This is a genomic window from Providencia sp. AGC89, assembly GCF_053543535.1.
The window spans coordinates 1-738 of sequence record NZ_JBIXLP010000050.1 but is presented as its reverse complement, the minus strand read 5'-3'; the positions used below and the strand labels follow the sequence as shown (position 1 = coordinate 738).

Below are 738 nucleotides of genomic sequence, written 5' to 3'. Positions count from 1 at the left end.
CTGTTGCTCCGATCCGTTTACAACACATGGTTTCACCCGGCGAGTTCTATGGTGTTATGGGGTTTCAATTGAGTTATGACTAATTATTTTACCAAAAGAATGAATCAACTTAAGGGATATACGATGCATAGAGGACTACTTAAAATTGCTTTTACTGTCGTTAGTTGCCTATTTACATCATCTACATTAGCCGCAGATTCAGTTACAGTTAATATTAAAGGTAATTTAATTTTAAATCCACCATGTGAGATTTCAGGTGTCGGTAATGGCCCAATTGAGGTGGATTTTAAAGATATGGTAATTAGAACGATTACAGGTACTAATTTTCCACAGCCTGTGCCATATACGCTAAAGTGTGATGCTGATGGCGCTACAAACGTTGCTCTTAGATTTAAGGGGGACGGTGCTAAATTCAACTCTAACGTGCTTAAGACAAGTAATGATAATTTAGGTATACGATTTGCTACTGTATCAGGTAGTAGCCCGACCTTCTTTGCGTTGAATACAGATATTCGATTTACAAATAGCCAGCGTCCAACGATAAGAGCTTATCCATTATTAAATCCTGGCGTTGCGGTTAATAGTATCGCAGGAGGTGGATTTACAAGCACTGTTACATTGGAAGCTAGTTATCCATAAGCTTTATGCTGCTTTGGCTAATTTTAACCAAATAGTGAGTTAATGATGAGAACCATTAAATTTAAAAAAAAGGGTATTTGTGGAGGAATTCTCTTTAGT

General features: G+C 37.1%; 1 protein-coding gene. It reads left to right on the top strand.

The annotated features are described in order from the left end of the window. Nucleotides 1–123 precede the first annotated feature (123 nt). Nucleotides 124–639, top strand: coding sequence for a fimbrial protein (locus tag ACIPUA_RS08215; RefSeq protein ID WP_158516038.1), 516 nt, complete (start codon nt 124–126; stop codon nt 637–639). Nucleotides 640–738 lie beyond the last annotated feature (99 nt).

Coding starts and splice junctions, on each gene's coding strand:
- ACIPUA_RS08215 (WP_158516038.1), top strand. CDS start 124: ATGCATAGAGGACTACTTAAAATTGCTTTTACTGTCGTTAGTTGCCTA.